General features: G+C 66.4%; 25 protein-coding genes and 1 tRNA gene. 9 read left to right on the forward strand and 17 right to left on the reverse strand.

What is annotated here, in order from left to right; genetic code table 11:
* Positions 1 to 20: 20 nt before the first annotated feature.
* The 3 genes from BMX57_RS12325 to BMX57_RS12335 are packed head-to-tail and all read right to left on the reverse strand — an operon-like array spanning position 21 to position 2,523.
* Positions 21 to 1,820 carry a sensor histidine kinase gene (locus tag BMX57_RS12325; RefSeq protein WP_092367297.1) on the reverse strand — a complete coding sequence of 600 codons (1,800 nt, stop codon included), beginning with the start codon at positions 1,818 to 1,820 and terminating at the stop codon, positions 21 to 23.
* Positions 1,817 to 2,380 (reverse strand): RNA polymerase sigma factor, encoded by a 564-nt coding sequence (locus tag BMX57_RS12330; RefSeq protein ID WP_092367300.1) that lies wholly within the window; start codon positions 2,378 to 2,380, stop codon positions 1,817 to 1,819. Before BMX57_RS12330 ends, BMX57_RS12325 begins: the two co-directional genes overlap by 4 nt.
* Positions 2,377 to 2,523: a NepR family anti-sigma factor gene (locus BMX57_RS12335; protein ID WP_092367303.1), complete on the reverse strand. Its 147-nt coding sequence runs from the start codon at positions 2,521 to 2,523 to the stop codon at positions 2,377 to 2,379. The genes BMX57_RS12330 and BMX57_RS12335 overlap by 4 nt, the downstream gene beginning before the upstream one ends.
* Before the next feature lie 110 nt (positions 2,524 to 2,633).
* Here BMX57_RS12335 and BMX57_RS12340 point away from each other — a divergent pair, with 110 nt between their 5' ends.
* Complete coding sequence (locus tag BMX57_RS12340; RefSeq protein ID WP_092367987.1) at positions 2,634 to 3,443, forward strand: response regulator; 810 nt, start codon at positions 2,634 to 2,636, stop codon at positions 3,441 to 3,443.
* Between the two features lie 58 nt (positions 3,444 to 3,501).
* Here the strand turns inward: BMX57_RS12340 and BMX57_RS12345 are convergent, their stop codons facing one another.
* Positions 3,502 to 3,894: a hypothetical protein gene (locus tag BMX57_RS12345; protein ID WP_092367306.1), complete on the reverse strand. Its 393-nt coding sequence runs from the start codon at positions 3,892 to 3,894 to the stop codon at positions 3,502 to 3,504.
* 91 nt (positions 3,895 to 3,985) lie between these two features.
* Between BMX57_RS12345 and BMX57_RS12350 the strand changes: the two genes are divergently transcribed.
* Positions 3,986 to 4,705 (forward strand): Crp/Fnr family transcriptional regulator, encoded by a 720-nt coding sequence (locus BMX57_RS12350; RefSeq protein WP_092367309.1) that lies wholly within the window; start codon positions 3,986 to 3,988, stop codon positions 4,703 to 4,705.
* An 11-nt stretch (positions 4,706 to 4,716) separates the two neighbouring features.
* Here BMX57_RS12350 and BMX57_RS12355 read toward each other — a convergent pair whose 3' ends face one another.
* The 3 genes from BMX57_RS12355 to BMX57_RS12365 form a co-directional block, all read right to left on the reverse strand.
* The gene (locus tag BMX57_RS12355; RefSeq protein WP_092367312.1) at positions 4,717 to 5,322 is read right to left on the reverse strand and encodes an exopolysaccharide biosynthesis protein; all 606 of its coding nucleotides are present in this window, start codon (positions 5,320 to 5,322) and stop codon (positions 4,717 to 4,719) included.
* A 10-nt stretch (positions 5,323 to 5,332) separates the two neighbouring features.
* Positions 5,333 to 5,809 (reverse strand): MgtC/SapB family protein, encoded by a 477-nt coding sequence (locus tag BMX57_RS12360; protein ID WP_092367315.1) that lies wholly within the window; start codon positions 5,807 to 5,809, stop codon positions 5,333 to 5,335.
* 68 nt (positions 5,810 to 5,877) lie between these two features.
* Entirely contained in the window at positions 5,878 to 6,063 is a 186-nt protein-coding gene (locus BMX57_RS12365; protein WP_092367318.1) for a DUF3008 family protein, read from the reverse strand.
* Between the two features lie 248 nt (positions 6,064 to 6,311).
* On the opposite strand from BMX57_RS12365, the gene katG reads away from it, so the two are divergent.
* From katG to BMX57_RS12390, 5 genes are all read left to right on the forward strand, one after another.
* Complete coding sequence (katG, locus tag BMX57_RS12370; RefSeq protein ID WP_092367321.1) at positions 6,312 to 8,519, forward strand: catalase/peroxidase HPI; 2,208 nt, start codon at positions 6,312 to 6,314, stop codon at positions 8,517 to 8,519.
* A 182-nt stretch (positions 8,520 to 8,701) separates the two neighbouring features.
* Positions 8,702 to 9,718, forward strand: coding sequence for a Fe(3+) ABC transporter substrate-binding protein (locus BMX57_RS12375; protein ID WP_092367324.1), 1,017 nt, complete (start codon positions 8,702 to 8,704; stop codon positions 9,716 to 9,718).
* Positions 9,719 to 9,952: 234 nt separating this feature from the next.
* On the forward strand, positions 9,953 to 11,266 hold the full coding sequence (locus BMX57_RS12380; protein ID WP_092367327.1) for an MFS transporter: 1,314 nt from the start codon (positions 9,953 to 9,955) through the stop codon (positions 11,264 to 11,266).
* A gap of 262 nt (positions 11,267 to 11,528) precedes the next feature.
* Positions 11,529 to 12,083 carry a helix-turn-helix domain-containing protein gene (locus BMX57_RS12385; RefSeq protein WP_092367330.1) on the forward strand — a complete coding sequence of 185 codons (555 nt, stop codon included), beginning with the start codon at positions 11,529 to 11,531 and terminating at the stop codon, positions 12,081 to 12,083.
* Between the two features lie 88 nt (positions 12,084 to 12,171).
* Positions 12,172 to 13,047: an adenylate/guanylate cyclase domain-containing protein gene (locus BMX57_RS12390; RefSeq protein WP_092367333.1), complete on the forward strand. Its 876-nt coding sequence runs from the start codon at positions 12,172 to 12,174 to the stop codon at positions 13,045 to 13,047.
* Positions 13,048 to 13,055: 8 nt separating this feature from the next.
* On the opposite strand, the gene BMX57_RS12395 is transcribed toward BMX57_RS12390, so the two are convergent.
* The 6 genes from BMX57_RS12395 to BMX57_RS20685 form a co-directional block, all read right to left on the reverse strand.
* Entirely contained in the window at positions 13,056 to 14,723 is a 1,668-nt protein-coding gene (locus tag BMX57_RS12395; protein WP_092367336.1) for an ABC transporter permease, read from the reverse strand.
* A 160-nt stretch (positions 14,724 to 14,883) separates the two neighbouring features.
* Positions 14,884 to 16,185, reverse strand: a complete 1,302-nt coding sequence (gene hisD, locus BMX57_RS12400; RefSeq protein ID WP_092367338.1) for a histidinol dehydrogenase — start codon at positions 16,183 to 16,185, stop codon at positions 14,884 to 14,886.
* A gap of 58 nt (positions 16,186 to 16,243) precedes the next feature.
* The gene (locus tag BMX57_RS12405) at positions 16,244 to 16,765 is read right to left on the reverse strand and encodes a GNAT family N-acetyltransferase (protein ID WP_092367341.1); all 522 of its coding nucleotides are present in this window, start codon (positions 16,763 to 16,765) and stop codon (positions 16,244 to 16,246) included.
* Positions 16,766 to 17,242 (reverse strand): DUF2948 family protein, encoded by a 477-nt coding sequence (locus tag BMX57_RS12410; RefSeq protein ID WP_092367344.1) that lies wholly within the window; start codon positions 17,240 to 17,242, stop codon positions 16,766 to 16,768.
* Positions 17,235 to 18,506, reverse strand: coding sequence for a UDP-N-acetylglucosamine 1-carboxyvinyltransferase (gene murA / locus BMX57_RS12415; RefSeq protein WP_092367347.1), 1,272 nt, complete (start codon positions 18,504 to 18,506; stop codon positions 17,235 to 17,237). The genes BMX57_RS12410 and murA overlap by 8 nt, the downstream gene beginning before the upstream one ends.
* Positions 18,507 to 18,510: 4 nt before the next feature.
* Entirely contained in the window at positions 18,511 to 18,666 is a 156-nt protein-coding gene (locus tag BMX57_RS20685; protein ID WP_177175454.1) for a hypothetical protein, read from the reverse strand.
* An 84-nt stretch (positions 18,667 to 18,750) separates the two neighbouring features.
* Between BMX57_RS20685 and BMX57_RS12420 the strand changes: the two genes are divergently transcribed.
* Both BMX57_RS12420 and BMX57_RS12425 read left to right on the forward strand, forming a co-directional pair.
* Positions 18,751 to 18,825, forward strand: a tRNA-Thr gene (locus tag BMX57_RS12420).
* A 123-nt stretch (positions 18,826 to 18,948) separates the two neighbouring features.
* On the forward strand, positions 18,949 to 19,479 hold the full coding sequence (locus BMX57_RS12425) for an SRPBCC family protein (RefSeq protein ID WP_092367350.1): 531 nt from the start codon (positions 18,949 to 18,951) through the stop codon (positions 19,477 to 19,479).
* Between the two features lie 27 nt (positions 19,480 to 19,506).
* Here the strand turns inward: BMX57_RS12425 and BMX57_RS12430 are convergent, their stop codons facing one another.
* The 4 genes from BMX57_RS12430 to ileS form a co-directional block, all read right to left on the reverse strand.
* Positions 19,507 to 19,974, reverse strand: coding sequence for a hypothetical protein (locus BMX57_RS12430; RefSeq protein ID WP_092367353.1), 468 nt, complete (start codon positions 19,972 to 19,974; stop codon positions 19,507 to 19,509).
* 76 nt (positions 19,975 to 20,050) lie between these two features.
* A complete protein-coding gene (locus BMX57_RS12435) occupies positions 20,051 to 20,506 on the reverse strand; it encodes a methylated-DNA--[protein]-cysteine S-methyltransferase (protein WP_092367356.1) in 456 nt (151 codons plus the stop codon).
* 54 nt (positions 20,507 to 20,560) lie between these two features.
* The gene (locus BMX57_RS12440; protein WP_229724248.1) at positions 20,561 to 20,827 is read right to left on the reverse strand and encodes a DUF3253 domain-containing protein; all 267 of its coding nucleotides are present in this window, start codon (positions 20,825 to 20,827) and stop codon (positions 20,561 to 20,563) included.
* Positions 20,799 to 23,774 (reverse strand): isoleucine--tRNA ligase, encoded by a 2,976-nt coding sequence (gene ileS / locus BMX57_RS12445; RefSeq protein ID WP_092367362.1) that lies wholly within the window; start codon positions 23,772 to 23,774, stop codon positions 20,799 to 20,801. Before ileS ends, BMX57_RS12440 begins: the two co-directional genes overlap by 29 nt.
* Positions 23,775 to 23,887 lie beyond the last annotated feature (113 nt).

Raw genomic sequence — 23,887 nt, forward strand, 5'->3', positions numbered from 1 at the left:
ATGGACGCTCAACGCGCCGATCATTCCACGGGTTCCGCCGCTTCCGCCTCGGCCCGGCAGTTGCGCTCTTCGCCATCGGCCAGCGGCGCCAGCCGGAAGGCGATGGTCAACGAGTGGGACGCATCACCGTCCTCGCGTTCGACCTGCCCGCCGATCTGCATTGAAAAGGCCGAGACCAGCTGAAGCCCTAGACCGGATTTGTCCTGACCGTCGTCAATCGCCGCCACCTCCTCGTCCATCGAGGTCGCGCGGGGGTCGACGGTATTTCGCAATCTCAGCTCCGCCTCTTCGTCGCCGGTGCGCTTCAGGGCCACCCGGATCTCGGCCGCCTCGCCCTCGGGTGCCGAGGCGTATTTGATCGCGTTGGTCATCGCCTCGGCCACCAGCAGCGCCAGCGGAACGGCCTGATCCGGGGTCAGGCGGATGTCGTCGAAATCGGTCTTCAGCGAGAACCGGTGATCCGGGCCATCGGCCAGGTTGGCGATCTGCCCCACGATGGTGGACAGAAGCTCGTCGGAGTGGATGTCCGTCAGACCGGCGGTCTGATACAGTTCGCGGTGGATCGTGGCCAGGCTCATGACCCGGTCCTGGAGCCCCTTCATTATGGTCTTGGCCTCGGCCGACCGGGTGCGGCGCATCTGCATGTTCATGATCGACGCGATGAGTTGCAGGTTGTTCTTGACCCGGTGGTGCACCTCGCGCAGCAGCACCTCCTTCTGGTGCACCATGTCCTCCAGCTGCGCCTCGTCCTGCAGGATGTTCTCGGTCATCATGTCATAGGCCTCGGCCATTTCGCGCAGCTCCAGCGGGGCGTCGCGCATGTCGATGTCGCCCACCAGGCGGCTGCCCCCGGCGAAGGACACCAGCGAGGCCGACAGGCGACGGACGTTGCGCGTTACCAGTCGCTCGACCGCCAGCCAGGCCACGACCAGGCTGGCCAGCCACATCAGGATCGGGAACAGCACCGGGATCTTGTTGAAGAACCCGATCACCGTTCCGGCGCCCTCGAAGGGCCACGACCCCAGTGCAAAAAGCTCACCGGGAACCAGCGGTACCACAGAAAAGGCGCGCCGCTGCCCGGCGGCCGAAACCGCCGTGAAGGATTGCGCCACCTCGACCGTCAGCGCCTGAAGGGCACGGTCGGCGGGCACCGCCTCTTCAAGGCTGTCGAGCTGCCGCGATGCGGTCAGGACGTTGCCGGCGGGATCGAAGGTCAGCACCGTCAGCATCGGGTCCGGCGCGTCTCCCCTGTCGGGCGCGACGCGCAGGCCGGAATGCGGAATCGACAGGCTGACAAGACCGAGATACGCGCCACCCTCGTCGAACACCGGATGCGACACGACCAGAACCGACGCGCCGGACACCAGCCCGACCGGCTTGACCGCAAACGAGGTCTGCAATTCCTGCGACGCGCGTTCGTGAAGCGGATCACCGGAGAAATCGAACTCCCGCCCCGCCGAGTTGCATCGGCTGATCCCGTCCACCGGGACAAAGGCGATCAGGGAGTACCGCTCCCCGCCCTCCATCATGCCGCGCAGCGCCTGCGAGCAGGCGTCGAGATCGCCGGTCATGCGCGGAAGGCTGCCCGCCAGGACCGTGGCCGCCCCGCGCGCCTCCTGGATCAGGCGCAGCTCGCCGCTGGTCGCGCGCATGGTCTCTCCGGTCAGGGCGGCTTCGGACCGCGCGCGCGACTCTTCCAGCACCGCCATGGACTTGAGCACGGAAATCAGCGTCAGCGGCAAAAGGACAACAGCGAGGACAAACGCCAGGCGGAAACCGAGCAGGTCGCGCAGCCGCCGCCGCGGCTGGACCTCCGTCATACTGTCGAACCCCCGGACGCGGCCAGCACCGCCAGCGTTTCGCCATCGGTCTCGGCAACCGGATCCTCGCCCTCGTCCAGCCCCAGCAATTCGCACAGCCGTGCCCGGGCACGGTTGGCGCGGCTCTTGACCGTGCCGACGGCAACCCCGGTCATGTCGGCCACGTCCTCGTAGGAAAAGCCAGAGGCGCCGACCAGGATCAGCACCTCGCGATGCTCCGCCGACAACTCGGCAAAGGCCACGCGAAAGTCGTTGAAGGCCAGCCGCCCGTCATGCCCGGGCTTGGCGCTCAGCTGACCGGCATGGATGCCGTCGGGGTCGGCCACCTCGCGCTTGCGCTTGCGGGTGTGGGAATAGAACGTGTTGCGCAGGATGGTGAACAACCACGCTCTGAGGTTCGTTCCCGGCTCGAACTTGTCGAAATTCGACCATGCCTTGACGATCGTGTCCTGCACGATGTCGTCGGCCGTGGCGGAATTGCCGGACAGACTCATTGCAAAGGCGCGAAGGGCCGGCAGATGCTCGGGCAACTCTTCACGCGGATCGACCGCGTTGTTCATTTCCTGGATTCCTTCTGCCGCAATTGCTCAAGGAGTTCCTTGAAGCGATCCGGCACTTCCTCTTCCAGCGCCTCCTGGTAGACGCGCTTGAGGTTCTGGTCGATCTGAGAACGCAATTTCGCGTTGTCCTTGCCCTGATTCATCTGGTTGCCCTGACTCGCCTACTCGCACATATTGATTTTCTGCCGTCCGTAGGGAACCTAACGCATGGCACCCGCGTTGGTTCCAAAGAATTTCACTTTGGGAGATGAAAATGCCGTCAAGCGATACGGGCGATTTCGCCACTTCGGTTGCATCCAACCTGCCCTTTCTTCGCAGATATGCCCGCGCCCTGACCGGAAGCCAGGACACGGGCGACCGGTATGCGGCGGCCACGCTCGAGGCGATCCTGCTCGACGACAGCGATGCGCCGTCGAAGGACAAGGCCAAGGTCGCGCTTTTCCGCGCCTTCCACCTGGTCTGGAACAGCGCCGGCGCGCCGGTGGAGGATGCCGACAGCCAACTCTCGGAGCGCGCGCAATCGCACATGGCCGGCCTGACGCCCAACACGCGCGAGGCGCTGCTGCTTTTTGCCGTCGAAGGATTCACCATCACCGAGATCGCCCAGATCATGAACGTGACCGAGGACGAGGCGGCGGACTTCATCGACATCGCCCGCCGCGAGATGGACAATTCCGTGCGCGGCAAAGTCATGGTGATCGAGGACGAGGCCATCATCGCGATGGATATCTCGAACATCGTCGAGGAGATGGGCCACCGCGTCACCGGCATCGCCCGCACCCGCAAGGAGGCGGTGGAGCTGGCCGCGCGCGAGAAGCCCGACCTGATTCTGGCCGATATACAGCTTGCCGACAATTCCTCGGGGATCGACGCGGTGAACGACATCCTGGGCCAGTTCGAAGAGCTTCCGGTGATCTTCATCACCGCCTTCCCCGAGCGTCTGCTGACCGGCGAGCGGCCGGAGCCGGCCTTTCTCATCACCAAGCCGTTTTCCGAGGATCAGGTGCGCTCGGCCGTGAGCCAGGCGATGTTCTTCTCGTCGACAGAAACGCTTGCGGCCTGACCGCGTTCCGCAACCGCGTCCCGACCGGCAGCCGCTGCCGGTCGGGCGTGTCGCCGGGTCACGTCTTGGCGTCGCCACCCGGCGCCAGCCAGTTCAGGATGGTCCGGTTGGAAAACGGCCGCGGCATCACCAGCCAGTCCGATATGAGCGGGCTGCCGGCCTCCAGCTCGGCCTCGGCGTCGTCGCCCAGCAACACCAGCCGACCGCCGCGCTGCTCGACCGCCACATCCAGCTTGCTGGCCTCGACCAGTTCCGGCCCGGCCTCGACGAAGGCGACCGAGATCCGGTCATGCGCTTCCAGTGAGGCCAGGGCGTCAGCGCGGGCGCTGTGGGTGAGGATCACAGCCTCGGGGTCGAATCCGCGGATCGCGTCCGCCAGATCTTGCAGGACCACGAAATCCGCGACGACGACAAGATAGGTGTCCGGCCCGTGCGGGCCATTCGGTTGCATGATGCTGTCCTCCCGGGATTAACCGGAGACATGCATCCATTTCGCGGCGCGGGCATTAAACTGTGACATACCGAGCAAAGGAATCACGGTCATGCCCCCCACCTCGTGTCAGAGCTGCCCGCTTCGCAAACGGTCGATCTTTTCGCCCTTCACAAAGGACGAGCTGACCTTCATGCAATCCTTCAAGACCGGCGAGTTGACGGTCGAGCCGGGTACGACGATCCTGATGGAAGGGTCGAACAGCCCGCAGCTTTTTACCGTGCTGAGCGGCATGGGAACGCGATACACCACGCTCGAGAATGGCCGTCGCCAGGTCATCAACTTCCTCTTTCCGGGCGATTTCGCCGGGCTTCAGGCCGGGTTGCAGCACTCGGTCGAGGCGACCACGGACATGACCCTGTGCGTTTTTCGGCGCGACGAGCTGTGGCGGCTGTTCCGGTCGCATCCGGACCGCGCCTATGACCTGACCTGGATCGCCGCGGTGGAAGAGCATTTCCTGGGCGAGACCATCGCCACGCTGGGCCAGCGCGACGCCGCCCAGCGCATCGCCTGGGCCCTGGTGCGGATGTATGACCGTCTGAAGGCGGTCGGCCTGGAAACCGCGGGCCGCGTGCCGCTGCCGTTCCGGCAACAGGATCTGGCCGACGCGCTGGGCCTGTCTCTGGTGCACACGAACAAGACGCTGAAAACCCTGCGGTCCAAGGGTCTGGCCCGCTGGAAGGACGGCCATCTGGAGGTGAAGAACCCCGGGAAACTGGCCGACCTCGCCCTGGTCGAGCACGAGAAGCCGCAACGCCGCCCGCTGATGTAGCGACTGCGCCGCTAGAGAAACAGCGCCGCCAGCGCGGCGTAAGGCAGCAGCGCAAGCAGCAGAAGGAGCCCGTCACGGGTCAGCAGAGCCAGCGCCAGCAGGCACACGCCGCTGGCCGCGAAGGAGGCGGAGAAGGGGATGACCTCGAGGAAGGGCATCAGCAGGCCCGACGCCAGGCACAGAAGTTCGGCCAGCGTGATGATCGGGCGATGAAACAGCACCGTCAGCCGGGGCCGCGTGAAGCGGTCAAGGAGGCCGATCACCGGCTGCGACTTTTCCAGCGCCTTGCGCAGCGCGTCGCCCTCGACCGAGTAGCGCGACAACCTGCGCGGCAGGCGCACCTCGTCATAGCTCATGAGCAATTGGAACGAGATCAGCGCGATCAGGATCCCGCTCAGGGCGGACAGCCCGGGGATGCCCGACAACGGCGTTGCCGCCACCAGCGCGGGCACGAGCAGCAGCGGCAGGAGACTGCGCCGGCCCACCGCATCGACGGCATCCTTCACCGTCACGCTGTCCTGCCCGCTTGCAGCGCGCAGACGGTCGACCAGGGCACTCAATGCCTGTTCGTTCTCCGCCGCCGTGCCCGCCGCGCGGCCTCCGGTCCCGTTGCTCATATCGCCCGCCTCAATCGCCTTCGGCTCTCCCTTCGAGCAATCCGATGGCCCGGATGATGGTCAGCGCGGCCAGCGTGACCATCGCCGCCAGCGGCCAGAACCCCATGCCGACGGCAACGCCCACCGCAGCCGCCAGCCACAGGCTGGCGCCGGTGGTCAGGCCCTTGACCTCGCCTTTGCTGAACACGATCATTCCGGCGGCAAGAAACGCAACGCCGGCGGTCACCGCCTCGACCAGGCGCAGCGGATCCAGCTTGACCTCGGTGCCGTAATCCATCGCGATCAGCTCCAGCGTGGTGATGCAATAGGCCGATGCCGCAAGCCCGACCAGCATGTGTGTTCTCAGGCCCGCCGGACGCCCGCGCGCCTCGCGTTCAAGCCCGATCAGTCCGGTGAGGATCGTCGCGCCCAGAACACGCGCCAACATGAACTGCCACGGCAGATACAGTGTCGACGCGAATTCCTGGGCAAGTGCGTCAGGCGACATCGCGCATTACCTCCGGCAGGCGCGAACCGGCCGCGTCTGGAACCGTTCCGATAGTCCAAGACATCGCATCAACTGTCCTTCTTTTCCGGCAGATCGTCGTGGTCGGTCGAGGCGAACTCCTCCAGCTCCTCTTCGGTCATGCTGTCATACATTTCCTTCGACGCGCCCTGCAGAGACGACACCTTGGCCTCGCCGCGCTTGGCGGCCAGGGCGGCGCCGGCGGCTTTCTGCTGGGCTTTGGACCGTGCGGGCATGACGCTTTCTCCTCGGGTTGGGACAGGTCGGGATATTGGGGTCCAACGTCCCGCGCACCCGGCGGGTTCCCAAGACGGACGCCGGGGCGGCCCCTTGTGCGCGCCCATATGGCACCTGATAACTGAACCTTATCGCCTACATCAGAAGATTGAACTTATCTCTATCCATTTCCTTCGCTAGGGTCATGGTGAGCGCCCGCGAAAAACGGGTCCGCAATCAATCATCACAGCAAGAAAGGGAGCTTGAGATGGACGGCAACGATATTGGTAAATGCCCCGTCATGCATGGCGCCACGCGGTTCGGCATCCGCTCGAACCGGGACTGGTGGCCCAACCAGCTGAACCTGAAGATCCTGCACCAGAATTCCGCCCTGACCGACCCGATGGGCAAGGGATTCGACTATGCCAAGGAATTTCAGAAGCTCGACCTGGCCGCGGTGAAGGCCGACCTCTATGCGCTGATGACCGACAGTCAGGACTGGTGGCCGGCCGATTACGGCCACTACGGCGGGCTGTTCATCCGCATGGCCTGGCACAGCGCCGGCACCTACCGCACCGCGGACGGGCGCGGCGGCGCCTCGTCGGGCAGCCAGCGGTTTGCCCCGCTCAACAGCTGGCCGGACAACGGCAACCTGGACAAGGCGCGGCGCCTGCTCTGGCCGATCAAGCAGAAATACGGCAACCGGATCTCCTGGGCCGACCTGATCATCCTGGCCGGCAATTGCGCCATCGAATCGATGGGCGGCAGAACCTTCGGCTTCGGCGGCGGGCGCGAGGACATCTGGGAACCCGAGGAAGACATCTATTGGGGCTCCGAGTCCGAATGGCTGGCCACCAGCGACAGCCCGAACAGCCGGTATTCCGGCGACCGGGAGCTCGAGGATCCGCTAGCCGCCGTCCAGATGGGCCTGATCTACGTGAACCCCGAAGGCCCCGACGGCAATCCCGATCCGCTGGCCTCGGGCCGCGACATCCGCGAGACCTTTGCCCGCATGGCGATGAACGACGAAGAGACCGTGGCCCTGACTGCCGGCGGCCACACCTTCGGCAAGACCCACGGCGCCGGCGACGCCGCCCATGTCGGCCCCGAACCCGAAGGCGCGCCGCTGCACCAGATGGGCTTTGGCTGGATCAGCACCCACGGCAGCGGCAAGGGCCGCGACGCCATCACCAGCGGGATCGAGGGCGCCTGGACGCCAAACCCGACCCAGTGGGACAACGGCTATTTCGACGTGCTGTTCGGCTATGATTGGGAACTGGTCAAAAGCCCGGCCGGCGCCTGGCAATGGACGCCCAAGGACCTGCGCGAAGAGGACATGGCCCCCGATCCCGAGGATCCGTCGAAGAAGGTACCGATCATCATGACCACCGCCGACATGGCGATGAAGATGGACCCGATCTATGGCCCGATCTCGAAACGTTTCCACGAGAACCCCGAGGAGCTCGCCGAGGCGTTCGCCCGCGCCTGGTTCAAGCTGACCCATCGCGACATGGGCCCTAAGGCGCGGTATCTCGGCGCGGAAGTTCCCGCCGAGGACCTGATCTGGCAAGATCCGATCCCGCCTGTGGATCACGACCTGGTCGACGATTCCGACATCGCCGAACTCAAGGCCAAGATCCAGGAAACCGGATTGTCGGTGCAGGATCTGGTGCTTGCGGCCTGGGCCTCGGCCTCGACCTTCCGCGGATCGGACAAGCGCGGCGGCGCCAATGGCGCGCGCGTCCGCCTCGCCCCGCAGAAGGATTGGGAGGTCAACAATCCCGCGCAGCTTTCGGCAACGCTGGGCGCCCTGGAGGCGGTGAAGGACGCCTTCAACGCCGCGGCCCCGGGCAACAAGAAAGTGTCGCTGGCCGACCTGATCGTGCTGGGCGGCAATGTCGGTGTCGAAAAGGCCGCCAAGGCCGCGGGCCACGACATCGCCGTGCCCTTCACGCCCGGCCGCACCGACGCCAGCGACGAGCAGACCGAGCTGGACAGTTTCGAGGTGATGGAGCCGGCAGCCGACGGGTTCCGCAACTACCAGAAGGCGGAATACTCGGTCTCGTCGGAGGATCTGCTGATCGACCGCGCGCAACTGCTCACGCTCACCGCGCCCGAGATGACCGTGCTGGTGGGCGGTATGCGGGCGCTGGGGGCCAACCACGATGGCGGCACCCACGGCGTTCTGACCGACCGGCCCGGGCAGTTGACCAACGACTTCTTCGTCAACCTGCTGGACATGGGCACCGTCTGGGCGCCGCTATCGGACAAGGAGGATCTGTTCGAGGGCCGTGACCGGGCCAGCGGCGAGGTCAAGTGGACCGGCACCCGCGTCGACCTGGTCTTCGGGTCCAACTCGCAGCTGCGCGCGCTGGCCGAAGTCTATGGGCAGGACGACGCGGACGCCAAGTTCGTGGCCGATTTCGTCGCCGCCTGGACCAAGGTGATGGAGGCCGACCGCTTCGACCTGCACTGATCGCCCGGCGATCCGTTCCGGCGCCCCGCCCCCGCGCGGGGCGCCTTTGCGTTCGGGGGCGCGCGGGGGCGCAGCCATTGCCCGAGAATTTTTGTCGGTTTTTACTTGCATGCCGTTGGGATTTCTTTAACTGATCCTTTCAGTCGGGAATTAAATCCACCTCGATTCGAAGGAACCACCACATGCAGACCACTTCCACCGCCATTGCTGCCGCCCTGATCGCCACCGTTGCCGGTGCCGCCGCGGCCGAGGGCGAACTGAACCTCTACTCCTCGCGCCACTACGACACCGACGAGCGCCTCTACACCGATTTCGAGGACGCCACCGGCATCACCATCAACCGCATCGAGGGCAAGGCCGACGAGCTGATCGCCCGGATGCAGGCCGAAGGCGCGAACTCGCCCGCCGACATCCTGCTGACCGTTGACACCTCGCGGCTGGAGCGCGCCAAGAACGCGGGCGTCCTGCAGTCCATCGACAGCGACGTGCTGGAAGAGCGCATTCCCGCCAACCTGCAGGACAATGACAACCAGTGGTTCGGCTTCTCGCAGCGCGCGCGCATCATCTTCTACGACAAGAACGAGGTCGAAAACCCGCCGCAAACCTATGTCGACCTGGCCGATCCGGCCTACAAGGGCATGGTCTGCCACCGCTCCTCGACCAATGTCTACAGCCAGACCCTGCTGTCGGCCGTGATCGAGAACCACGGCGCCGAGGCGGCCAAGGCATGGGCGCAGGGCATGGTCGACAACTTCGCGCGCGACCCGCAGGGCGGCGACACCGACCAGCTGCGCGGCATCGTCTCGGGCGAATGCGACATCGCAGTTGCCAACACCTATTATTTCGCCCGCGCCCTGCGCAAGGACGTGGACGGGCTGTCCTCGGAGATCGACATGATCGGCTGGGTGTTCCCGGCCCAGGACGCCGAGGGCGCGCATATGAACCTGTCGGGTGGCGGCGTCGCGGCCAATGCACCGAACCGCGAGAACGCGATCAAGTTCCTGGAATACCTGGCCAGCGATCAGGCACAGCAATACTTCTCGGCCGGCAATGACGAGTTCCCGGCGGCCCCGGGCGTACCGCTGGCCGAGTCGGTGCAGAAGCTGGGCGAGTTCAAGGCCGACGATGTCGACCTGTCCAAGGTGGCCAAGAACGTGCCCGAGGCACAGAAGATCTTCGACCAGGTCGGCTGGAAGTAACCGGTCACCGGAACTAACCAGACAAGGGGCGCGGACCGGGTTCGTGCCCCTCTTGCGTGCAGCACGGCAACGGCGCTGATTGCGCCGGTGAAACAGGCCGTCAGTTCGCAGGAATGCGGCAATTCCGTTCCGCCGTGTAACGAGCGATCGGCCGAAAACGACATCGAGTCGCTAGCGGAAGAGAAATGCCGAGGCATCTGCGTTGATTGGTCACCGGTAACGTGAGCAATTTCGATGCACGAGCGCCGTATACCCGAATGGCTTCGCCACGCGCCCGCGCCGAGCGTTCGCGGGTTCGCCGTCCTTGCAGGAACCGAGGCGATTGCCAGAGGGATCCTGGTTTCGGTCTTTCCTCTGGTGATGTTCAACGCGCTGCACGACCCGCGCATCGTGTCCGAAGTCTACTTCGTCATCGGCGCGGTTTCCCTGGTGATCGGATTGCTTGTTCCCTATGCCGTGCGGTTCGTTCCCAGGTGGTGGGTCTACGTGTTCGGCGCCCTGCTGTTTATCAGCGGTGCGCTCGTGACGATCCTCGAGGCGCCCGCCGCGGCGGTCATCGGGCTCGCGCTCACGACTTTCGCCGTCGTCACGACCTTCGTGTGCTTCAACGCCTATGTTCTCGATCATGTCGCCAAGATCGAACTTGGGCGTTTCGAAACGTCTCGGCTGTTCTACAGCGCGCTGGGATGGACGGTCGGGCCCGCGCTCGGCACGGTTCTCTATGCATGGTGGCGACCTGCGCCGTTCTTCATAGCTGCAAGCGCAGCGAGCGCTATGCTGTTGATCTTTCTTGTGATGCGCCTCGGAAACGGCAAGCTGATCAGCAAGAGTCCAAGGGCCCCCAACAGCTCCTTCGCATATTTCGGACGGTTCTTCGCACAACCTCGGTTGGTCGCGGGCTGGGTCTTTGCCGTGGTTCGATCATGCGGGTGGTGGGTCTACGTGGTCTATTTGCCGATCTACGCGGTCCAGAACGGTCTCGGGAGCCAACTTGGGGGCATCGCGCTATCAATATCCAATGCCGCCTTGTTCTGCACTCCGCTCATGCTTCGATACATGACGCACCGGTCGGTGCGCACAGCGGTCAGAACCGGTTTTCTGATGTCGGGGCTGCTGTTCCTTCTGGCCGGCATTCAGAGTGGCTCGCCTGATCGGGCGGTCGTCCTTCTGATGGCCGGTTCGTTCTTTCTGATACTGCTTGACGTCTCCGCCGGCCTTCCGTTCCTGCTCGCCGTCAAGCCCTCGGAGCGGACAGAGATGTCCGCGATCTATTCGAGTTTCCGCGACGTCTCCGGGATATTGACACCCGGCGCCGCTTGGCTGGTGCTTCTCGTTGCGCCACTCTCAGGGATCTTCGCCGCGTGCGGTGCCGGCCTGCTGGGAGCGTGGGTTCTTGCACGAAAGCTTCATCCGCGACTGGGCCGAGCCCGTCTCGCAGTCGAGGGCAATTCGGAGCAACTCGCGGACGTCATCTCTTCGGCCGCCGGTCTGCCGAGCATGATGCAGGAGCAGACTGCGCCAGTCGGATCGCCGGGGAGCCCGCCATAGAATGCGGCGGCTCAGACCGGTTGCCCGGACGAATGGCGGGGAATGCTGGCCCAGAACAGAATCCGGCGGCGCGAGCCGGGAATCACCGGTCTGTTTGGCCGCCTTCACCGCGGCAGAGCGTTCGTGACAGGCCGCGGTGGTGACGCCGGCCTTTGAAGGCTAGTTGCGTCGCAAGCAAGTGGACGCGGACCCGCCGCAGATTGACATGAATTATTTTCCAAGCAATATTCCCGTGATTGGACAAATTTCCCGAATATGACCGATGCCCGATGTCCTGACCGAACGGCTCGCCGCCCAACTGCGTGACCTGCGCTGCGCCCGTGGGCTTACGCTGGACGGGCTGGCGGCGCTGTCGGGGATCAGCCGCGCCACCCTGTCGCGCATCGAAACCGCCGAGGTCAGCCCGACGGCCGAAGTGCTGAACCGGCTCGCTGCCGCGCATGGCGTGCCGCCCTCGCGCCTGCTGATGACGGTCGAGGAGAGCTTCACGCCCCGGATCCCGTTCGACCGGCAGACCGAATGGACCGAGCCCAACACCGGCCGGACGATCCGCGCCGTCTCTCCGTCCGCCCCCGGCCTGCAGGCCGAGATCGAAGAAGGCCATCTGCCCCCCGACAGCCGGGCGCGGCAGGAGCCGCCGGCGCGGCCCGGCCGCGAATGTCACCTTGTCCTGCTGGACGGCGCGCTGACCGCCACGATCGACGGGGTGCCCCATGCGCTTTCGGGCGGCGACTGCCTGCGCTATCACCTCGCCGGTCCCGCCGGGTTCGAGACGGGGCCGTCCCGCGGCGCGCGTTACCTTCTGGTGACGCTCTAGCGGCGCGGTTGCCGCAAGGGCGCAAAGGCTGCTAAACTCTTGCCAATGATTTCCCGGGGACGGGACGGCCCCAGATCACGGATTTTCCATGGCGACCGCTTGCGTTCTGATCGCGGACATCACCGGCAGCACCCGGCTCTATGAACAGGTCACCCAGCGCGAGGCGCTGACCCAGATCGGCCTGGTGCTGGCGCGGATGCGCGACCTGATCGAAGCCAACGGCGGCAATTGCGTCAAGTCGCAGGGCGACGACACGCTGAGCTATTTCGCCCACCCCCTGCCCGCCATGCAGACCGCCCGCGAGATGGTCGAGGAGGCCTGGCCCCACGGCATGTCGATCCATGCCGGCCTGTTCCACGGCGAGGTGCTGAGCATGGACAAGGACATCTACGGAAATGCCGTGAACACCGCCGCGCGCCTTGCCGCGCTGTCGAAACCCGGCGAGGTGCTGATCGGTGACGATGCCTATGACCGGTTGCCGCCCGAACATCGCCCGCTCTTCGTGTCGCTGGGTGGCATCCGGCTGAAAGGCAAGAAGGAACCGACCCATGTCTATTCCTACATGGCCGGACAGGTCGCCACCCAGACCGTGGTGTTCGGCGCCGGCCAGGGCCAGCGGGGCCGCCGCACCGAAAGCGCCGAATTCCAGTGCAACGGCAAGGGCTGGAGCATCTCGGAAGGCGACAGCCTGACCATCGGTCGCGCCGAGGAGTGCGACATCTGCCTCGCCCATCCCTGGATTTCGCGGCAGCACGGCCGGCTGGACCTGCGCGGCGCACAGCTGGAATACACCGACCACAGTTCCTCGGGCTCGTCGGTCATCACCGCCGAGGGGCAGGAATTCGACGTTCACCGCCGCGCGACGCTCCTGAACGGCGAGGGGCTGCTGCTGCTGGGCACCCATGACCGGAGCATCGCCGACTCGGCCCTGACCTATGCCACCAACGACCTGATCCCGGACTGACTTGCCCCTTACCCGTGCCGGCGAACCTGCCGGCAGATCAGGATCACCGGCAGCAAGCCCACCGCAAGGATCACCAGGGACGGCACCGCGGCCCCCTCCAGCCGCTCGTCGCTGGCCAGCCTGTAGGCCTGAACCGCCAGCGTGTCATAGTTGAAGGGCCGCATGATCAGCGTCGCCGGCAGTTCCTTCATCACGTCGACAAAGACGATGAGCAGCGCGGTCAGCAGCGAGGGCGTCAGGATCGGCAGGTGCACCCGCCGCAACGTCGCCAGCGGCGACTGTCCAAGCGACCGCGCGGCGGCATCCATGTTGGCGGGCACCATGCTCTGCCCGCCTTCATAGGCGCCCAGCGCGGCGGCCAGGAAGCGCACCATGTAGGCCCCGACCAGAAGCCAGATCGACCCGGTCAGCAGCAGCCCGGTCGAGATGCCGAAGGTCGCCCGCATCCAGGCATCCAGCGCGTTGTCGAAGGCCGCGAAAGGCACCATCAGCCCGACCGCGATAACGCCGCCCGGCACCGCATAGCCCAGCCGGGCCAGGTAGGCGGCCGTGGCGCTGCCCCGGCCGGGCCGCAACCGCCTGTAATACCCCACGCAGATCGCCGCGCAGACGGTGACCACGGCCGCCGTGCCCGCCAGCACCAGCGAGTTGCGCAGGAACCCCAGATAGCGGCGCGAGAGCAGATCCTGTTCGGAATCGAGGCCCATCGACACCAGGATCACCACCGGCAGGACAAAGCCCAGCAGGACCGGCAGCGCGCAGAGCAGCCAGGCCGCAACCGCGCGCCAGCCGTGCAGCGGAACCGGCGGCAGACCGGCATGGCTCTTGCCGGTCTGGTCGTATTTCGCGCGCCCGCGCTGCATCCGCTCGGCCACCGCCAGCAGCAGGGCAAAGCCCAGCAGGCACAGCGCCAGCTGCGCCGCCGCGGCCCGGTCGGCCAAGGTGAACCAGCTTGTGTAGATGCCGGTGGCAAAGGTCTGCACTCCGAAATAGGCCACCGTGCCGAAATCGGCGATGGTCTCCATCACCGCCAGCAGCACGCCGCCGGCGATGGCCGGCCGCGCCATCGGCAGCGACACCTTGCGGAACGCGGCCCACGGCCCCGAGCCCAGCGCCCGGGCAGCCAGGTAGGCGGTGGCGCTCTGCTGCAGGAAGGCCGCGCGGGCCAGCAGGTAGACATAAGGGTAGAGCACCAGGATCAGCATCATCGCCGCGCCGCCGGTCGAGCGGATCTCGGGGAACCAGTAGTCGCGCGGCCCCCAGCCGGTGATCGCGCGCAGGCTGGCCTGCACGATGCCGGGATGGTCCAGCACGAAGGTATAGGCATAGGCCAGCACATAGGCCGGAAAGGCCAGCGGCAGGATCAGCGCGATCTCGAACAGGCGAACGCCCGGAAAGCGGGTCATCGTGACCAGCCAGGCCGCCCCGACGCCGAGGCAGAGCGTGCCTGCCGAGACCAGCGACACCAGCACCAGCGTGGTCGCGGCGTAGCGCGGCAGGACCGTGGCCGCCAGATGCTCGATCGTGTCGGTGCCGCCGGTCAGCGCCGCCAAGGCCACGGCCAGCATCGGCAACAGGCAGGCGGCGGCCGTCGCATAGGCTACCGCTCCCAGCAGGCTCGTGCTTCGGGCACCGCGGCGGCGCGGGCCGCTGTCGGTAATTTCTGCCTCGGTCATCGCTTCCCTGCGTCAGGCCAAGCGCCCCACGGGCGCACCCTTTGATTGACCATTTCAGTCAGAGATTCCACCCGCATTCTTTGGTGCAGAACCTGACGGAGCGCATTCGCGTACAGTTGACAGTCGGATTTCCGGTTCATCTGGCCGGCAAAACTCCGCCTCAGCCATTGAGCCGGTCGAGCCGGGCGCGCACCGACAGGCCGTGCGCCTCCAGGCTTTCCGAGTTCGCCAGCCGTTCCGCGGCCGGCCCGATGGCGGCCAGCGCGGCCGGCGTCATCTGCGCCAGGGTCGTGCGCTTGAGGAAGTCCATCACGCTCAGCCCGGACGAGAACCGCGCCGACCGGGCCGTGGGCAGCACGTGGTTGGGACCGCCGACATAGTCGCCGACCGCTTCCGGCGTGTAAGGCCCCAGGAAGATCGCGCCGGCATGCACGGTCTTGCGGCTCAGGGCGTGCGGATCGGCCACGCAAAGCTCCAGATGCTCGGGCGCGATGCGGTTCGACAGATCGGCCGCCTCGCCCAGGTCGCGCACGTTGATGATCGCGCCGAAGTCGCGCCAGCTGGCCCCGGCGATCGCGCGCCGCTCCAGGGTCTCCAGCCGCCGGTCCACCGCCGCGGCCACGGCGCGGCCGAAGGCGGCGTCGTCGGTGATCAGGATCGACTGGGCGCTTTCGTCATGCTCGGCCTGGCTCAACAGGTCGAGCGCGATCCAGTCGGGGTCGTTGTCGGCATCCGCGATCACCAGGATCTCGGACGGCCCGGCGATCATGTCGATGCCCACCTTGCCGAAGACGCGCCGCTTGGCCACCGCCACATAGGCATTGCCGGGGCCTGTGATCTTGTCGACCGGTGCAATCGTCTGGGTGCCATAGGCCAGCGCCGCGATCGCCTGCGCGCCGCCGATGCGATAGACCTCGTCCACGCCGGACAGCTTTGCGGCGAGCAGCACAAGCGGATTGACCTGGCCATCCGGCGTCGGCACCGCGACGGCCAGCCGCTCGACCCCGGCCACCTTGGCCGGCACTGCGTTCATCAGGAGCGATGACGGGTAGGAGGCCAGCCCGCCCGGCACGTAGAGCCCTGCTGCCGAGACCGGCGACCAGCGCCAGCCCAGCGTTGCGCCGTCCGGATCGGTCCATTCCGCGTCCTCGGGCATCTGGCGGACGTGGTAGGCCCGGATGCGCTCGGCGGCCAGTTCCAGTGCCGCCCGGTCCTCGGGCGCGACACGGGCCACGATCTCGTCGATCTCCGCGCCGGAAAAGGCCAGCTTGTCGGCGGTCAGGCGCATCCGGTCGAATTTCTCGGTCAATTCGACCACCGCCGCATCCCCCCGCGCGCGCACATCGGCGATGATCCCGGCCACGACCGCGTCCACATCGGGGCTGTCCTCGCGCTTGGCGCCCAGCAGGGCGGCAAAGGCGGTTTCAAAGTCGGTCGCTCGGGTGTCGAGAAAGACGGGCATATAAGGGCCTCCGGTGCTGCGCTGCGGACATACAGGCCCCGGGCCCGCGCCTCAAGGCTCAGCGGCGCGGGTGCAGCGATTTACGCATCGGGTAGCCCGGCAATCCGAAGGCCAGTTCCGGCGCCCCGGCGTCGTGCCAGCCTTGCGACAGGTAGAAGGGCCGCGCGGTGCGCGTCGAGACCAGCCGCGCCTCGGCATGACCGGACTGGACCAGTTCCCGTTCGAGCCGGGCCAGAAGCTGTCTGCCGATGCCCCGCCGTGCCGATCCGGGCGCGACGTAAAGCACCGAAACTTCGCCTTCGGGGGCCACCGCACCCACGCCCGAGGTCCGGCCGTCCAGCACCGCAAGCCAGATCTCGTGGCCGCCGGTGAACCAGTCGCGCAACCGCTCGGGCGTCTTGTTCGCGGTCCAGCTGTCCTGCACCGCCGGATCGCCGCCGTGATCGGACGCGCACAGTTCGCGGATCGACGAGACCAGAACCCGGCTCATGTCGAACACGTCGGACACGTCGGCCTGGCGGATTATCAGCCCTGCGGCGGGCGCCGAGAATGCCTGGGATATGCCGCGCTTGTTGCGCATCTAGGTCGAGTGATCGGGCACCCGACCCGATGGCGCGCGATAGGGGCGGGTCACGTCCCGCAAGGTGACATCGATGGCCTCGACCGCCAGCCGGATCGCACCGTCGCCCGCCAGCGTCAGCAGGATATGCCCGGCGCCATCCGCTTCCGGCTCGAAGCTCACCGACAAAAGCGACAGCACCAGGTCGGTATCGGAGCGGTCAAGGCCCTGGCTGGCCACCGCCAGAACGTTGCCCACGACCAGCAGCGTCTGCACCCGCTCGAAGGGCCGGCCACGGCGCTCGGCGGCGTCGCGGTCTTCCCAGCGGAACCGGTTGAGCAGCAGGGCAAAGCGGCACTGCACCGGCTGCCAGCGCATCTCGGTGACCGGAAAGACCGCGTCCTGGGCCAGGGCCGAAATCACCTTCAGGTCCTCGGCATCCTCGGCGCCGAGGTTCAGCGGCGCCTCGCCGCCGTCTTCGAATGTCGCGTCAGCCATCTTCTTTGATCCGTTCGATATTTGCCCCGACGCCCTCGAACTTGCGCACCACCTGTTCATAGCCGCGATCCAGGTGATAGACCCGGTTGACCCGCGTTTCCCCCTCGGCCGCCAACCCGGCCAGGATCAGCGAGACACTGGCCCGCAGGTCGGTTGCCATCACCGGCGCGCCCTTCAGGCGATCCACTCCGGTCACCGTAGCGGTGCCGCCATGCACGTCGATCTGTGCCCCCATCCGCACCAGCTCCGGCGCATGCATGAAGCGGTTCTCGAAGATCGTCTCGTCCAGCACCGAAACACCCTCGGCGGTGCACATCAGCGCCATCATCTGCGCCTGCAGGTCGGTGGGAAAGCCCGGGAACACCTCGGTGCGCACGTTGACCGCGCGGATGCGGCCGTTCTTGCGCGCGACCTTGAGCCCGCCTGCGGTCTCCTCGACCGAGACGCCGGCCTCGTCGAGCTTCTCGGCGAAGGCCGACACCAGGTCGATGCGCCCGCCCAGGCATTCGACCTCGCCGCCGGCGATGGCCGGGGCGATCATGTAGGTGCCCAGCTCGATCCGATCGGTCACCACCTGGTGCGTGGCGCCGTGCAGACGGTCGACGCCCTGGATCTCGATGGTCGATGTGCCCTCGCCGGCGATCTGCGCGCCCATCTTGCGCAGGCAGGTCACCAGGTCAACGATCTCGGGCTCGCGGGCGGCGTTCTTGATTACCGTCGTGCCCTTGGCCAGCGTCGCGGCCATGACCATGTTCTCGGTCGCGCCCACCGAGGCGAACCGCATCTCGTGCACCGCGCCATTGAGGCCGCCCTTGGTCGTGGCGTGCAGATAGCCGTCGCGCAGGTCGATCTCGGCGCCCAGCGCCTCGAGCGCCTCGATATGCAGGTCCATCGGCCGGGCCCCGATGGCGCAGCCGCCAGGCAGCGAGACCACCGCCTCGCCCAGCCGGGCCAGAAGCGGGCCCAGCACCAGGTTCGAGGCGCGCATCTTGCGGACGATGTCGTAGTCGGCGCGGTGGCTGGTCAGGTCGTGGCTGGACATCGCCAGCACCTGCCCGTCCTGCAGGGCCGAAACCTCGGCGCCCAGCGATTGCAGCAGCGTCGTCATCGTCTTGATGTCGCTCAGCCGCGGCGCATTGGTCAGCGTCAGCGGGTCCTCGCTGAGCAGCGTCGCCGGCATCAGCGTCAGGCACGCGTTCTTTGCCCCCGCGATCGGAATCTGCCCGTGGAGCGGGCCGTTGCCCGTCACAAGTATCGTGTCCATCTGCTCAGCCCTCGTTCTTGTCTGTCTTGGTCCCGGATCCGGCCCGCGCCCGCGTCTGCGCCTTGCGCCGCGCCAGGTTCGCCTTGAGCGCGGCCTTCAGCCGCTCCTCACGCTCGCTGCCTGTCCGGTTGCCTTTTTCGGGTGGTTTCCGCTCTGCCATGACCATTCTCTACAGGAGCCGTAAAAAAGCGTCCAGATAGCCCTTGCACGGGGCCGGGTTTGAGTCTAATCAGCCGCCCACAATGCTGCTGTAGCTCAGAGGTAGAGCACTCCCTTGGTAAGGGAGAGGTCGAGAGTTCAATTCTCTCCAGCAGCACCAGTTTTCCACGAGAATCTACCGCTTTAACACCGCAGCGCGCTGCGCGACCCTTTTGCAATGGCTGCCCGATGGACAGCCCGTGACGATCCGCATAGCCTGACGCCAGAATTCAGGAGTCGAGCCATGCAGTTGAAAGATTCCCGCATCATCTCCGCGCCGCGCGACGAGGTCTGGGCGGCGCTTTTGGATCCCGAGGTCCTCAAGGCCAGCGTGCCCGGATGCCAGGAAATGACCGGAAACGCCGATGACGGGTTCGAGGCGACGGTCGTGCAGAAGGTCGGGCCGGTCAAGGCGACCTTCAAGGGCCGGGTGGTCCTGTCGGACATGACGGCGCCCGAGCAGCTGACCCTCACCGGTGAGGGCAAGGGCGGGGCCGCGGGGTTCGCCAAGGGCAGCGCCCGGGTCGATCTCGAGGAGGACCCCGAGGGCACGCGCCTGGTCTACGATGTCGAGGCCAAGGTGGGCGGCAAGCTGGCGCAGCTGGGCAGCCGCATCATCGACGGGTTCGCCAAGAAGATGGCCGACCAGTTCTTCGAGCGGCTCCAGGCCAAGGTCGAGGGACCGGCCGAGGCGGAGACAGATGAAGGCGGGACAGCGGACGGCGAGGAGACCGGCAAGAAGCCCGGCTGGATCAAACGCACCCTGGGCGGCTGAGGCAGCGGCGCGACCGCCTGGGCCGTCTCAGAGCACGTCCTCGATCTCGAACGAGATCCCGTTGTGCTCGAAGCTCTCGCCGGCCTTGAGCCCGGCCATCGCCTGGTAGATCGGGCTTTGCGGCGAGATGCCCATATAGGCCGTGCCGTTCACCTCGAACCGCGCGGTCGAGACGCAGACGATGAAGCTGCGGTTCTGCAGGACCACCAGCGCGCCGGGCTCCACGGTGTCGGTCAGGGCGAAATCGGTGTTCTCGATCGCGTCGACCTTGGCGTGATGGGCCTGAACCGGAGCGTCGAAGGCGGCGGCGAGGTCGGCATTTTCACGCGATCCCACCATGTCGTCCTTGTCATGCACTTCGCGCCCGTCCAGGCGCGAGTCGGCCATATACGCCCGGTAGTGGGCGATGGCGGCGGCCAGTTCGGCCTCTTCCAGCGACAGCAGCTTGTCGTGCACCGCCTGTTTCAGCGCGGCGCGGTCTTCTTTGGTGCTCATGCGGCATGATCCCTTTCGCAACTGCGGTGGGCAGTCTTGGCCGCAGACCGCCGAATTGCAACAGATTTCCACCCGTTCAGATCAGCAGCCCCGCCGCTCCCTCGTGCCGCAGCAGCGCCACCTTGGTCTCGACCCCGCCCTTGCCCGAGAACCCGGTGAGGCCCTTGGCGCCCATGACCCGGTGGCAGGGGATGATCACCGGGATCGGGTTGCCGCCGCAGGCCTGCCCGACCGATTGCGCGGAAAAGCCCAACTCGTCCGCGATCTCGCCATAGGTGCGGGTATAGCCGAAGGGGATGGCCTGCATCGCCGCGCAGACCGCCCGCTGCATCTCCGAGCCGGCGACCCTTAGCGGCAGATCGAACTGCTCCAACGCACCGGAATCGTAGGCGCGCATCTGCGCCGCCGCCTCGCGCAACAGGTCGGTCGGCACGCCGTCATCCACGCCGTCCCAATCGACGCCGATGACGGCGCCGTCCCGTTCGGTGATGCCAAGCCGCCCGAACTGCGTGTCCACCGCGATTGTGCTCATGAGGTCAGCTTTGCAGATGCCGGGCCGAAGGCGCAAGCCGCTCGCGTCAGGCCTTCAGCCCAACTGCGGCGGCAGCCCGAGCCGGATCGGTCCGCCGGTGGCGGCATCGACCACCCCGCCACGCTGGTAGACCGCGATCCGGCCCTCGTGGGCCAGTTGTGCCGCGACCCGGCGCACGTCGGGCATCAATTCGCGCCAGTCCTTTGCCAGTGCCCGCGCGGCTTCGGACGGGCACAGCGTCTTGCCTGCCCCGCGCGCCTGCGCCAACTCGATGATCGTCGCAGCGATCCGGCTATCCGAGGGCTTCGTCGCAGCGGCCACACACGCCCGCATGCGAGTGGCGCCCGACATCGGGCAGGATCTTCCAGCAGCGCTGGCATTTCACGCCCTCGGCCTTTTCGAACACCACGCCGATCCCCTCGATCTCGGGCAGGCGGAACGCCTCGGCCGGGGCCGGGTCGCCGGTCACGGTCAGGCCCGACGTGATGCACAGGTCGTCGACATCGAATGTGGCCAGCAGTTTGCGCAGGTCCGCATCATCGACATGCACCACCGGCGCGGCCTCAAGGCTGGACCCGATCACCTTGTCCCGGCGCTGGATTTCCAGCGCCGCCGTCACGACCCGGCGCACCCGGCGCACGCGGGCCACGTAGCCCTCCAGATCGGCATCGCGCCAGTCGGTCGGCGTGTCGGGGAAATCGACCAGGTGCACCGAGCCGTCCTCGTCCGGATAGCGCTCCAGCCAGACCTCTTCCATCGTGAACACCAGCACCGGCGCCAGCCAGGTGGTCAGGCGATGGAACAGCAGGTCCAGCACCGTGCGCGCGGCGCGGCGCCGAGTTGTGTCGCCGTCGCAATAGAGCGTGTCCTTGCGGATATCGAAATAGAACGCGGAAAGGTCCACGGTGGCGAAGTTGAACACCGCGCTGAACACGCCCTGGAAGTCATAGGCGGCATAGCCCGCGCGCACTTTTTCATCCAGGTCGGCCAGGCGGCTGAGCACCCAGCGCTCCAGCCGCGGCATGTCCGCGGGATCGACGCGGTCGGCCTCGGAGAAGTCGGCCAGCGAGCCCAGCATGAACCGCATCGTGTTGCGCAGGCGGCGATAGCTGTCGGCGGTGCCTTTCAGGATTTCCGGCCCGATGCGCTGGTCGGCGGTATAGTCGGTCTGCGCCACCCACAGTCGCAGGATGTCGGCGCCGTATTGCTTGACTACCTCGTCCGGCACGATGGTGTTGCCGAGCGATTTGGACATCTTGTTGCCCTTCTCGTCCAGCGTGAAGCCATGCGTCACCACGTTGCGATAGGGCGCGCGGCCCATTGTGCCGCAGGCCTGCAGCAACGAGGAATGGAACCAGCCGCGATGCTGGTCGGTGCCCTCCATGTAGACATCCGCGATGCCGTCCTCGGTGCCGTCTTCGCGGTCGCGCAGCACAAAGGCGTGGGTGGAGCCCGAGTCGAACCAGACGTCGAGGATGTCGAAGACCTGCTCCCATTCGCCCGCGTCGTAGTCGTTGCCCAGGAACCGCTCCTTGGCGCCGTCCATGTACCAGGCGTCCGCGCCCTCGGCCTCGAACGCGTCGATGATGCGGGCGTTCACCTTGTCGTCCCGCAGCAGGAAATCCGGGTCGGTCGGCAGCGCGCCCTTCTTCACGAAACAGGTGAGCGGTACGCCCCAGGCGCGCTGGCGCGACAACACCCAGTCGGGGCGCGCCTCGATCATGGAATAGAGCCGGTTGCGTCCCGTTTTCGGGGTCCACTTGACGTTGTCGATCTCGGTCAGTGCGCGTTCGCGGATGGTCTTGCCGTGGGTGTCCTGTCCGTCGCCCACCGCGCGGTCGATGGCCGCGAACCATTGCGAGGTGTTGCGGAAGATCACCGGCGCCTTGGACCGCCAGCTATGCGGATAGGAATGCTTGATCTTGCCGCGCGCCAGCAGCCCGCCGGTCTCGACCAGCTTGTCGATCACCGCCGTGTTGGCATCGCCCTCACCGCCCTTGCGGCTGAGGATATAGGTGCCGCCGAAAAACGGCAGGTCAGCACGGAACGAGCCGTCATCCATCACGTTGTAGGTGATCACCTGATCCAGCATGCCCAGGTCGCGGTAGAGCTCGTATTCCTCCATCCCGTGGCTGGGCGCGCAATGCACGAACCCGGTGCCTTCCTCGTCGCTGACGAAATCGGCGGCGCGGAAATCGCGGGGGTCGTCCCATTCGCCGTTTGCGCCCTCAGCCCCGGCCAGCGGGTGGCGCAACGACAGGCTGGCCAGCTCGTCCGCGCTCACGCCGCGCAGGCGGCGATACATGGAACCGTCCAGCCGCGCGCGCATCATCACGTCGTCGGCGCGCTTGTCGGCCAGGATGTAACGGTCGCCGATCCGGGCCCAGCATTCCTCGGGGCGCCCGGTGACCTCGTAGAGCCCATAGGAGATGTCGTCGCCATAGACCACGGCCTTGTTCGACGGGATGGTCCAGGCGGTGGTCGTCCAGATCACCACATAGGCGCCTTCCAGGTCCCTGGCGACCAGCGCCGCATCGGCCCCGGCATAGTCGTCATCCTCGCCATCGGCGGGGACGAAGCCGCCGGCCTCGGCCACCTTGAACTTCACCCAGATCGTGAAGCTCTCCTTGTCGTGATACTCGACCTCGGCCTCGGCCAGCGCGGTCTTTTCGACGGGCGACCACATCACCGGCTTGGACCCCTGGTAGAGCGTGCCGTTCATCAGGAACTTCTGGAACTCGGCCGCGATCACCGCCTCGGCGTGGAAGTCCATCGTCAGGTAGGGATCGGCCCAGTTGCCGGTGATGCCCAGCCGCTTGAACTCCTCGCGCTGGATATCGACCCACTTGTCGGCAAAGGCGCGGCATTCGCGGCGGAAATCCACCACGTCCACCTCGTCCTTGTTGCGGCCCTTCTTGCGGTACTGCTCCTCGATCTTCCATTCGATCGGCAAGCCGTGACAGTCCCAGCCCGGCACGTAACGCGCGTCATGGCCCATCATCTGGTGGCTGCGCACGATCATGTCCTTGATGGTCTTGTTCAGCGCGTGGCCGATATGCAGGTTCCCGTTGGCATAGGGCGGCCCGTCATGCAGCGTGAAGGGCTGCCGGCCGGCCTTTTCGCGCAGGCGATCATAGACACCGATCCGCTCCCACCGCTCCAGCCAGCCGGGCTCGCGCTTGGGCAGGCCGGCGCGCATGGGAAACTCGGTTCGGGGCAGGTTCAGCGTGTCTTTGTAATCGGGTGTCGTGGCGGTGTCGGCGCACATGTCGGGCGTCCTTCGGATGGTCTTTGCAAAACTGTCGATGATCGGTCGGTGCGGGTTGTCAGACACCTTTGCCCGGCGTCTCTTGGGTTCAGAGCGCCGGGACCGTAATTCGA

Source organism: Cribrihabitans marinus, from assembly GCF_900109035.1.
Taxonomy (GTDB): Bacteria; Pseudomonadota; Alphaproteobacteria; order Rhodobacterales; family Rhodobacteraceae; genus Cribrihabitans; species Cribrihabitans marinus.

Coding starts and splice junctions, on each gene's coding strand:
- BMX57_RS12390 (WP_092367333.1), top strand. CDS start 12,172: ATGGCGACCGCTTGCGTTCTGATCGCGGACATCACCGGCAGCACCCGG.
- BMX57_RS12345 (WP_092367306.1), bottom strand. CDS start 3,894: ATGCAACCGAATGGCCCGCACGGGCCGGACACCTATCTTGTCGTCGTC.
- ileS (WP_092367362.1), bottom strand. CDS start 23,774: ATGTGCGCCGACACCGCCACGACACCCGATTACAAAGACACGCTGAAC.
- katG (WP_092367321.1), top strand. CDS start 6,312: ATGGACGGCAACGATATTGGTAAATGCCCCGTCATGCATGGCGCCACG.
- BMX57_RS12360 (WP_092367315.1), bottom strand. CDS start 5,809: ATGTCGCCTGACGCACTTGCCCAGGAATTCGCGTCGACACTGTATCTG.
- BMX57_RS12395 (WP_092367336.1), bottom strand. CDS start 14,723: ATGACCGAGGCAGAAATTACCGACAGCGGCCCGCGCCGCCGCGGTGCC.
- BMX57_RS12430 (WP_092367353.1), bottom strand. CDS start 19,974: ATGAGCACCAAAGAAGACCGCGCCGCGCTGAAACAGGCGGTGCACGAC.
- BMX57_RS12330 (WP_092367300.1), bottom strand. CDS start 2,380: ATGAACAACGCGGTCGATCCGCGTGAAGAGTTGCCCGAGCATCTGCCG.
- BMX57_RS12375 (WP_092367324.1), top strand. CDS start 8,702: ATGCAGACCACTTCCACCGCCATTGCTGCCGCCCTGATCGCCACCGTT.
- BMX57_RS20685 (WP_177175454.1), bottom strand. CDS start 18,666: ATGGCAGAGCGGAAACCACCCGAAAAAGGCAACCGGACAGGCAGCGAG.
- BMX57_RS12435 (WP_092367356.1), bottom strand. CDS start 20,506: ATGAGCACAATCGCGGTGGACACGCAGTTCGGGCGGCTTGGCATCACC.
- BMX57_RS12355 (WP_092367312.1), bottom strand. CDS start 5,322: ATGAGCAACGGGACCGGAGGCCGCGCGGCGGGCACGGCGGCGGAGAAC.
- BMX57_RS12425 (WP_092367350.1), top strand. CDS start 18,949: ATGCAGTTGAAAGATTCCCGCATCATCTCCGCGCCGCGCGACGAGGTC.
- BMX57_RS12405 (WP_092367341.1), bottom strand. CDS start 16,765: ATGCGCAACAAGCGCGGCATATCCCAGGCATTCTCGGCGCCCGCCGCA.
- hisD (WP_092367338.1), bottom strand. CDS start 16,185: ATGCCCGTCTTTCTCGACACCCGAGCGACCGACTTTGAAACCGCCTTT.
- BMX57_RS12380 (WP_092367327.1), top strand. CDS start 9,953: ATGCACGAGCGCCGTATACCCGAATGGCTTCGCCACGCGCCCGCGCCG.
- BMX57_RS12325 (WP_092367297.1), bottom strand. CDS start 1,820: ATGACGGAGGTCCAGCCGCGGCGGCGGCTGCGCGACCTGCTCGGTTTC.
- BMX57_RS12385 (WP_092367330.1), top strand. CDS start 11,529: ATGCCCGATGTCCTGACCGAACGGCTCGCCGCCCAACTGCGTGACCTG.
- BMX57_RS12335 (WP_092367303.1), bottom strand. CDS start 2,523: ATGAATCAGGGCAAGGACAACGCGAAATTGCGTTCTCAGATCGACCAG.
- BMX57_RS12410 (WP_092367344.1), bottom strand. CDS start 17,242: ATGGCTGACGCGACATTCGAAGACGGCGGCGAGGCGCCGCTGAACCTC.
- BMX57_RS12350 (WP_092367309.1), top strand. CDS start 3,986: ATGCCCCCCACCTCGTGTCAGAGCTGCCCGCTTCGCAAACGGTCGATC.
- BMX57_RS12340 (WP_092367987.1), top strand. CDS start 2,634: ATGCCGTCAAGCGATACGGGCGATTTCGCCACTTCGGTTGCATCCAAC.
- murA (WP_092367347.1), bottom strand. CDS start 18,506: ATGGACACGATACTTGTGACGGGCAACGGCCCGCTCCACGGGCAGATT.
- BMX57_RS12365 (WP_092367318.1), bottom strand. CDS start 6,063: ATGCCCGCACGGTCCAAAGCCCAGCAGAAAGCCGCCGGCGCCGCCCTG.